Source organism: Eubacterium album (assembly GCF_025336545.1).
GTDB classification, from domain to species: domain Bacteria; phylum Bacillota; class Clostridia; order Lachnospirales; family Lachnospiraceae; genus Eubacterium_U; species Eubacterium_U album.
Map to the genome: position 1 here is coordinate 120,970 of NZ_JAODBU010000012.1, position 8,081 is coordinate 129,050.

Sequence of the window (8,081 nt, forward strand, 5' to 3'; positions counted from 1 at the left end):
ACAAATGAGAAAGAGAGTTTTTTTTATGGTGGGATTACTGTCTTTATTTATGATGGGATGCGGAAGTCGTGATGTACAGACAAATGATAAAGTTAGCACTACAGAAGTAATAAAGACAGATGCATCTTATGGAGAGGATATGGTTACACTTGCGGGATACGATATGAGTACAGGCTATTCATGTATTCAAATGTATAATCCAAAGACAAATGCAACTATTGCTGCATGTGGTCTGGCTAACTGCAACCATGAATACGTGGAAGGTGAAAAAATTACATGTAATGCAATAATGGAAGGAAAAGTGGCATATCCATTTATTTATGAAAATAATCTTTATTATTTTTTAGATACAGGTGGAACAACGCTTTATAAAAGCAATGTTGATGGAAGTAATAAAAAGAAAATTGCAACATTAGATTTTTCTACAGATGATCATGAAGCTCTTTTTATCGATGGAAAGATTTATCTTACAAGTTTTTCTGATGAAGATGGCGAAGCCGATGAAGATGGAATGGCTATGGTTGCATCTGAAACATCGGAATTATATGAAATAGATATAAAAACAGGGGAGCAGAGAAAAATGACAGACTTTGGAAGTAAGGCAAAAATAGATTGCTTTTCAAAGACGAAGAATGGGAACAGGATATTTCTTGGTGTAAGGTATGATAATAAGAGTGTATATGATTCTGAGTTCAAAACATGGAATAAATATATGGAATGGTTTACTTCGTGTGATAATCCTTACGAAGAAGAGATAAAAGTTTTTGACGGACATAGTGATTATTATTGTGTAGATATAAAGAATGGTGATGTTGAAAAGATGGGCTTTAATTATAATATGACCTATGAAGGAATGGAGAATGTAAAAGGCTTTTACGACTTTTATTTAATTGGAGCTAATAAAAATTATTATTATTATACAACAAACTATAGCGAACAATATACTTTGTATGAATACGATATTAAAAAAGGCACAAGTAAGGAGTTGGATAATGCATATCGTATGACATATTCATATGCAAATAACAAAATATATATTGTAAAGACACAGTATGATAAAGATAAAGAACTTGGGGCTCCGGATGCGGAAGATAAGAGTATCCCTCCGGAATACAGATGCTATGATACGGACAAACATAAATGGACAGATATAAAGCCTGATTATGATATGGATAAAAAGATATTGGTATTACAGGCTGCAGGCAATAAATATCTGTATGGGTATATTAGTGATTTTGTGAATGAGGAATCAGAGAGTGATAGTTATGTATCGTCATTTTCACAAGGAGAGATGATTGGGTTAAAAATAAAGAAATGATAATAAAAGAATTAAAGAAAATAGTATTCTCTAAAATAATTATAGCGTTATTAATAAGTTTGTGCATAGTTAATGTACTTTATGAAACGAGAACACAAATAGAAACAAAGGAACAGATTGCTGCACAGGATAAGTTACAGAAGAATAAGATTGACAATTACGGTAAATATCTTATTAAGATAAAAGAGGATGGCACAAATATGCAAAGCATTGTATTGTTTTCTAAAAACAATAAATTTCAATTAAGCAATGCTAAAAGAACGGTTAAGGCATATGAAGCCGTAAAAAATGTGAAACCGGTATATGGTAACTATAGGGTGATTGAGAAGATAACAGAATTCGGACTTACGGACATAATACTTTTTGTAATGGTCGTTCAGATTGCACTTATATTAGTAAGTCAGGAAATAAAAAAAGGAATGTTAGATTTATTAAAATCCTGCAGGAACGGACGGTTGAATTTAATTGTGAACAAGATGGTGGCATTATCCATAACGTCAGCAATTGCAATAATAATTGTATATGGAATTAAATTTGTTCAGTTATATATTAAGTATGGACTTAGCGGAATGAATGTACCGATTCAGTCAGTGCGTGGATTTTATGAATTTGCCCTGCCAATGCAGATATGGCAGTATATGATTATATATTTCATGGTTAAATGGATAGCTGTCTGCATTATAGGAATTGTAGTTATAGGAATAATATCGCTTGTAAAAAATGAAACGGTTACTTATGGGATAATTCTTATAAGCACGGCAGTTTCATTACTTATAACTAATAGTATTGAGTGGAATATGAGTACGGCTGTATTTAAAATGTTAAGCCCTGTTACCTTATTAAATACTAAATCGTTTATGGCAAAATACATAAATATAAATATTTTACAACATCCTTTTGAATTGTTTAAGTGGACATTAATAATAATGGCAGTTTATCTGTCGGCATCAATAGTCTTTGCAATGTATTCGTTTACAACGAAAAGAGTAATAAAGTTTCCGCATTTAAGAATTGCTAAAGGACAGAAAAACATAGGCATAAAATCAAAAGGAATACTTAGTTATGAGAAAAAGAAAATATTTGCAGTTAATAAAGTTGCTTTCTTTGTCATAATACTTGTTGTGATTCAGGGATATTTTTTGAGCAATGATAATACTAAAATGGATTATCATGATAAATGCTATGCAAATTATATTTCAAAAGTATATGGAGTTCCGGATAAAAAGAGTCAGGAGTATCTTGATACTGAACAGAAAAGATATGATGAGATTCAGGCAGGATATGACGAACTTACGGAAAAATACATAAATGGTGAGGTTGATAATCAGGTATATGTTATGGCAAGTCAGGAATATAATGCACAGATGATGCCATACGATGATTTCCAAAAAGTTCAGGAGAAAAATGATTATCTTAAAGAACTGAAGGAAAAGCAGAATATTGAAGGCTGGTTTACCAATGATTTAGTATTCGGTTACATATTTGGTGATGTAACAATATACGATAAGGATATTAGTTTCCTGATTTTATTTATCATTGCAGTATTTTGTGTAGTGCCAATATTTACTTATGACAGGCAGAAAGAAATGCAGAAACTTTTGGATACTACATATTATGGAAGAAGCAAATTAATTAGAAATAAATATTTAAACGCAATCTTAATTTCGGTTGTTTTATGGTGTATTGAAACTATTCCGTGGCTTGTTATTTTGTTAAAAGCATATAAGCCAAACGGATTTGCGGCACCTGTACAGAGTCTATCACAGTTGCAACATTTTCCGTTACATATATCAATTCTTGCAGCTTTAATTTTAGTTTATTTATGCAAATGCATAGGCATGATTTTACTAGGTTTGCTTGTAGTGGGAATATCGGATTTTTCTCCTGATTACATCAAAAATGTAGTAATATCTATGGGAATTATAGTTATGCCGGTTGTGCTATATATGCTGGGAGTTGAATTTATGAATAAGATTATGTTTATTCCGGTAGTAAACATGAGCGATTATTTTACAAAAGCAACTGTAGTGGAATGGATTAATTTAGCAATTATTATAGTAGCAGTTTTTATTATGAATTTTAAAAATCTTAAGAACTATACTAAAAGAAAAATTTTATAGAAAAGGGATAAACTATGATTTTAGAAATAAATAATCTTTCGAAAAAGTATGGTGACAAAAAAGCACTAAATAAATTCTCGTGTAAATTTACAGAAGGAATATATGGTTTATTAGGACCTAATGGTGCAGGTAAATCTACATTTATGAATATTTTAGTAGATGCCATAGACAGAAGCAGTGGAGAAATTTTATATAATGGAAAAGAAACAATAAGCATGGGCAAAGATTATAGAAATCTTATAGGATACATGCCACAGCAACAGGGAGTATATGATAGCTTTACCGTAGCAGAATTTCTTGATTATATTGCAGGATTAAAAGGATTAAAAAAAACAGAGGCAAAAAAACGAATAGAAGAAGTTCTTAAATTTGTTAATTTGTATGATGTTAAAAATAAAAAATTAAAATCCTTTTCAGGGGGCATGAAACAAAGAGCATTAATTGCACAGGCTATATTAAATGACCCAAAGATTCTTATTTTAGATGAGCCAACGGCAGGACTTGACCCAAAGGAGAGAATTAGAATCAGAAATCTGATATCTCAGATTGGGTTTAATAAGATTGTAATTATTGCAACTCATGTTGTTTCAGATATTGAATTTATCGCAAAAGAAGTATTAATTTTAGATAACGGAATACTTAGAAAAAAAGATACTCCTGAAAATCTGTTAAAAGGTATTGAAGATGTTGTATATGAAGCAGAAATCAATGAACAGGATGTAAATTCAATTATGAACAAATATACAGTTACAAGTTTGTCGAAGGAATATGCAAAGATTAGGGTGCGTTTTTTATGTGATGGGATTCCGGATGTGGACAATGCAAAAAAGGCTTCACCAACATTAGAAGATTTATATTTGCATATATTTGGAGACAGATAGACATGTATTTTTAGCAAATATCTGCCAAAATGATTGAAAATAACTGAATATGATGTATTATTAAAAAGGTTTCATTTGAATAAGTAATATATTAAAATAAGTAAGAATCAGCTAATTAAAATTAGACTACAAAATTTTGGTAACAGTCACACAGAATACTTATGATAAAACTTACTTATGGTAGAATAAAACTTATAAATTTAGTAAACATAAAAAGAAAAGGTTGGTACAAATTATGAAGATTGGTTTTGGATGCGATCATGCAGCAGTAGATTTAAAAGATAAGATGATAGCTTATATGAAAGAAAAAGGCTATGAATGTGTAGATTACGGTACAAATTATGATGAAAATGGAGAAATCATTAAATGCGATTACCCTAAGAAGGGAATGGAAGTTGGCGAAGCAGTTGTAAATGGCGAAGTAGATTACGGCGTTTTAATGTGTGGAACAGGAATCGGTATTTCAATGGCTGCTAATAAAGTTCCGGGTGTTAGAGCAGCAGTATGTAGTGACCCATATTCAGCTAAACTTACAAAAATGCATAACGATGCTAATATAATTGCATTTGGCGCAAGAGTAGTAGGAGATGAGTTGGCAAAAATGATTCTTGACGAATTCTTTGGAGCTGAATTTGAAGGCGGCAGACATGAGAACAGAGTAAAGATGATTACAGAAATAGAAGAAAAATACAGCAAATAATATTTGTGAAATAAAGTGGAATAATATTTTATAATGTATATGTAGATACCGGCTAAGAAGTGCAATTATATATATAGATTATTAAAAAAATGGTTCATATTTTATATGGAATTTATATGGCGTTCATAAAATAATGGTTGACGGAAAGAAATGAATGTATTATTCTACTTTTGTTAGTTAAATAAAATGATTAATTTATCTTATTCAGAGTTGGCGGAGATACAAGGATCTGTGATGCCACGGCAACCCCTATATGGAAGGTGCCCACCTGAGCGAGCAATCGATCAATAAGATTTGAAAACCTTGATTTCAAATCCACTGTTTAAAACAGTGGATTTTCTTTTATGAAATTTTGGATAAATCTGCTAAAAGATAAATTAGATAAAGCTTAAGAAAAGGAGAACGATGATGGAGAAGAGATTATTTACATCAGAATCAGTAACTGAAGGACATCCTGATAAAATCTGTGACCAGATTTCAGATGCAATATTGGATGAGTTAATGAGACAGGACCCTATGAGCCGAGTAGCATGTGAAACATCAATTACAACAGGTCTTGTTTTAGTTATGGGTGAAATTACAACAAAAGGTTATGTTGATATTCAGAAAACAGTTAGAGATACAGTAAGAGAAATTGGATACGACAGAGCAAAATATGGCTTTGATGCAGATACATGTGGTGTTATAGTTGCATTAGATGAACAGTCAACAGATATCGCAATGGGTGTTGATAAAGCATTAGAAGCAAAAGAAAATAAGATGAGTGATGAAGAAATTGAAGCAATTGGTGCAGGAGATCAGGGTATGATGTTTGGTTTCGCATCAAATGAAACAGAAGAATTAATGCCACTTCCAATTTCATTAGCTCACAAATTAACAAAACAGCTTACAAAAGTAAGAAAAGATGGAGTGTTAGCATATCTTAGACCGGACGGAAAGAGTCAGGTAACAGTAGAATATGACGAAAATGATAAGCCTGTAAGAATTGAAGCAGTAGTATTATCAACACAGCATGATCCTGATGTTACACAGGAACAGATTCATGAAGACATAAAGAAATATGTATTTGAACCGGTACTTCCTAAGGAAATGTTAGACGAGGATACAAAATATTTTATCAATCCTACAGGACGTTTTGTAATCGGTGGACCACATGGCGACAGTGGACTTACAGGAAGAAAAATTATTGTTGATACTTATGGTGGATATGCACGTCACGGCGGCGGAGCTTTTTCAGGTAAGGATTGCACAAAGGTAGACCGTTCAGCAGCTTATGCAGCAAGATATGTTGCGAAAAATATTGTAGCAGCAGGAATTGCTGAAAAATGCGAAATTCAGTTATCATACGCAATTGGTGTTGCACAGCCAACTTCAATAATGGTTGATACATTTGGAACAGGAAAGATTCATGATGATAAGTTAGTAGATATCATTAGAGAGAATTTTGATTTAAGACCGGCAGGAATTATCAAGATGTTAGATTTGAGAAGACCAATTTACAAACAGACAGCAGCTTATGGTCACTTTGGACGTACTGACCTTGACCTTCCATGGGAGAGATTAGACAAAGTTGATGTATTAAAGAAATACTTATAGATATGTTTAGTAACAAGGGTTATTAAATTGTTACCTGATAAGGCAAAGGGATTAAATTATATCGAAATAAAAACATAACTATAATTTAGGTGTTTTTGAACCTGTATATTATATTTTGAATTATAAACCACATGGCCAAAAAACAATATGGCTATGTGGTTTTTTGAATGGAGATTATTATGGGAAAAAATAAAAGATTATCGGATGATGTTGCAGAGACAATAATGTCGATGATAAAAGTTGAAAAAAAATATAATCCCGGTGATAAACTTCCAAATGAACTTCAGTTATCTGAAGAACTTGGAGTAAGTAGAATTACCTTAAGAGAAGCAATACGTATTTTAGTAGCAAGAAATGTATTGGAAATAAAGAGGGGAAAAGGAACATTTATAAGAGAAGATTACACTCCTAAAATGGTAGCAGGTCTTGAAGATACGGCTTCAGCAAAGGTTGATATAGATGACCTTTATGAAATGCGTCTTATATTTGAACCGGAGATAGCGTATTATGCGACCATAAGGGCATCAGATAGAGAACTAGAAAGAATATTTGCCATAGGTAAAGAAATAGAAGAACTGCTTTTAAAAGGCATAGATTATACACATAAAGAAATGATGTTCCACTGCTCCATTGCAAATGCAACTCATAATGAATTTATAAATCAACTAGAGCCTGTACTGCATCAGTCAATTGAAAAAGGTGTTTATTTGTATGAAACAGAGCATATTCCTGTAGAGCAGGTTATATCAGAGCATAGAATGATTATGGAATTTATGAAAAATAGAAATGCAGAAGGTGCCAGAAGTGCAATGCGGGTGCATATCATGCATGCTATTGACCAGTTAGAAATAAATAAAAATCAGGGTAATAACAAGGCTTAACTAAATGATTTAAAACAAAGCAGTACCCATTATTGTAAAAGCGTAAGAAATTGCCGTAAAAATTTGCAAAATAGCATAATAAATTGGGGGGAGAATTTAGATTTACAAGACAGACATAAAAAGTTTGCATAAAAATTTTTATGAAGAAAACAGACAACACTATTGACATAAGACAACGCGAGCGATATAATACAAAACTATAAGAAAAAAATAAACATTTTTATAAATGAGATTAATTAAATAGGAGGCATAAAATATTATGGAAACAGCAAGAATATTTTATCAGGAAGATTGTAACCTTTCATTATTAGATGGAAAGACAATCGCAATCATCGGTTATGGTAGCCAGGGACATGCACATGCATTAAACTTAAAGGAATCAGGATGCGATGTCATCATTGGTTTATATGAAGGAAGCAAGTCATGGGCTAAGGCTGAAAAGCAGGGATTCAAGGTATATACAGCAGCAGAAGCAGCAAAGAAAGCTGACATCATCATGATTCTTATTAATGATGAATTACAGGCTGATATGTACAAGAAAGACATCGAACCAAACCTTGAAGCAGGAAACATGCTTATGTTTGC

Annotated in this window: 7 protein-coding genes and 1 riboswitch; all 7 genes read left to right on the forward strand. The window is 32.0% G+C overall.

Annotated elements, in window-relative coordinates:
- The first annotated feature begins 4 nt into the window (after positions 1-4).
- Positions 5-1,318, forward strand: coding sequence for a hypothetical protein (locus N5B56_RS11910; RefSeq protein WP_260979051.1), 1,314 nt, complete (start codon positions 5-7; stop codon positions 1,316-1,318).
- Positions 1,315-3,438: a hypothetical protein gene (locus N5B56_RS11915; RefSeq protein ID WP_260979052.1), complete on the forward strand. Its 2,124-nt coding sequence runs from the start codon at positions 1,315-1,317 to the stop codon at positions 3,436-3,438. Before N5B56_RS11910 ends, N5B56_RS11915 begins: the two co-directional genes overlap by 4 nt.
- A 14-nt stretch (positions 3,439-3,452) precedes the next feature.
- On the forward strand, positions 3,453-4,319 hold the full coding sequence (locus tag N5B56_RS11920) for an ABC transporter ATP-binding protein (protein ID WP_022088424.1): 867 nt from the start codon (positions 3,453-3,455) through the stop codon (positions 4,317-4,319).
- 235 nt (positions 4,320-4,554) lie between these two features.
- Entirely contained in the window at positions 4,555-5,019 is a 465-nt protein-coding gene (rpiB, locus tag N5B56_RS11925) for a ribose 5-phosphate isomerase B (protein ID WP_022088423.1), read from the forward strand.
- A gap of 197 nt (positions 5,020-5,216) precedes the next feature.
- Positions 5,217-5,313, forward strand: a riboswitch (SAM riboswitch).
- 114 nt (positions 5,314-5,427) lie between these two features.
- On the forward strand, positions 5,428-6,615 hold the full coding sequence (metK, locus tag N5B56_RS11930) for a methionine adenosyltransferase (RefSeq protein WP_260979053.1): 1,188 nt from the start codon (positions 5,428-5,430) through the stop codon (positions 6,613-6,615).
- Between the two features lie 179 nt (positions 6,616-6,794).
- Positions 6,795-7,496 carry a FadR/GntR family transcriptional regulator gene (locus tag N5B56_RS11935; RefSeq protein WP_022088421.1) on the forward strand — a complete coding sequence of 234 codons (702 nt, stop codon included), beginning with the start codon at positions 6,795-6,797 and terminating at the stop codon, positions 7,494-7,496.
- Positions 7,497-7,755: 259 nt separating this feature from the next.
- The coding region (locus N5B56_RS11940; protein ID WP_260979054.1) for an NAD(P)-binding domain-containing protein at positions 7,756-8,081 on the forward strand (326 nt) is incomplete at its 3' end.

Coding starts and splice junctions, on each gene's coding strand:
- rpiB (WP_022088423.1), top strand. CDS start 4,555: ATGAAGATTGGTTTTGGATGCGATCATGCAGCAGTAGATTTAAAAGAT.
- N5B56_RS11920 (WP_022088424.1), top strand. CDS start 3,453: ATGATTTTAGAAATAAATAATCTTTCGAAAAAGTATGGTGACAAAAAA.
- N5B56_RS11915 (WP_260979052.1), top strand. CDS start 1,315: ATGATAATAAAAGAATTAAAGAAAATAGTATTCTCTAAAATAATTATA.
- N5B56_RS11935 (WP_022088421.1), top strand. CDS start 6,795: ATGGGAAAAAATAAAAGATTATCGGATGATGTTGCAGAGACAATAATG.
- N5B56_RS11910 (WP_260979051.1), top strand. CDS start 5: ATGAGAAAGAGAGTTTTTTTTATGGTGGGATTACTGTCTTTATTTATG.
- metK (WP_260979053.1), top strand. CDS start 5,428: ATGGAGAAGAGATTATTTACATCAGAATCAGTAACTGAAGGACATCCT.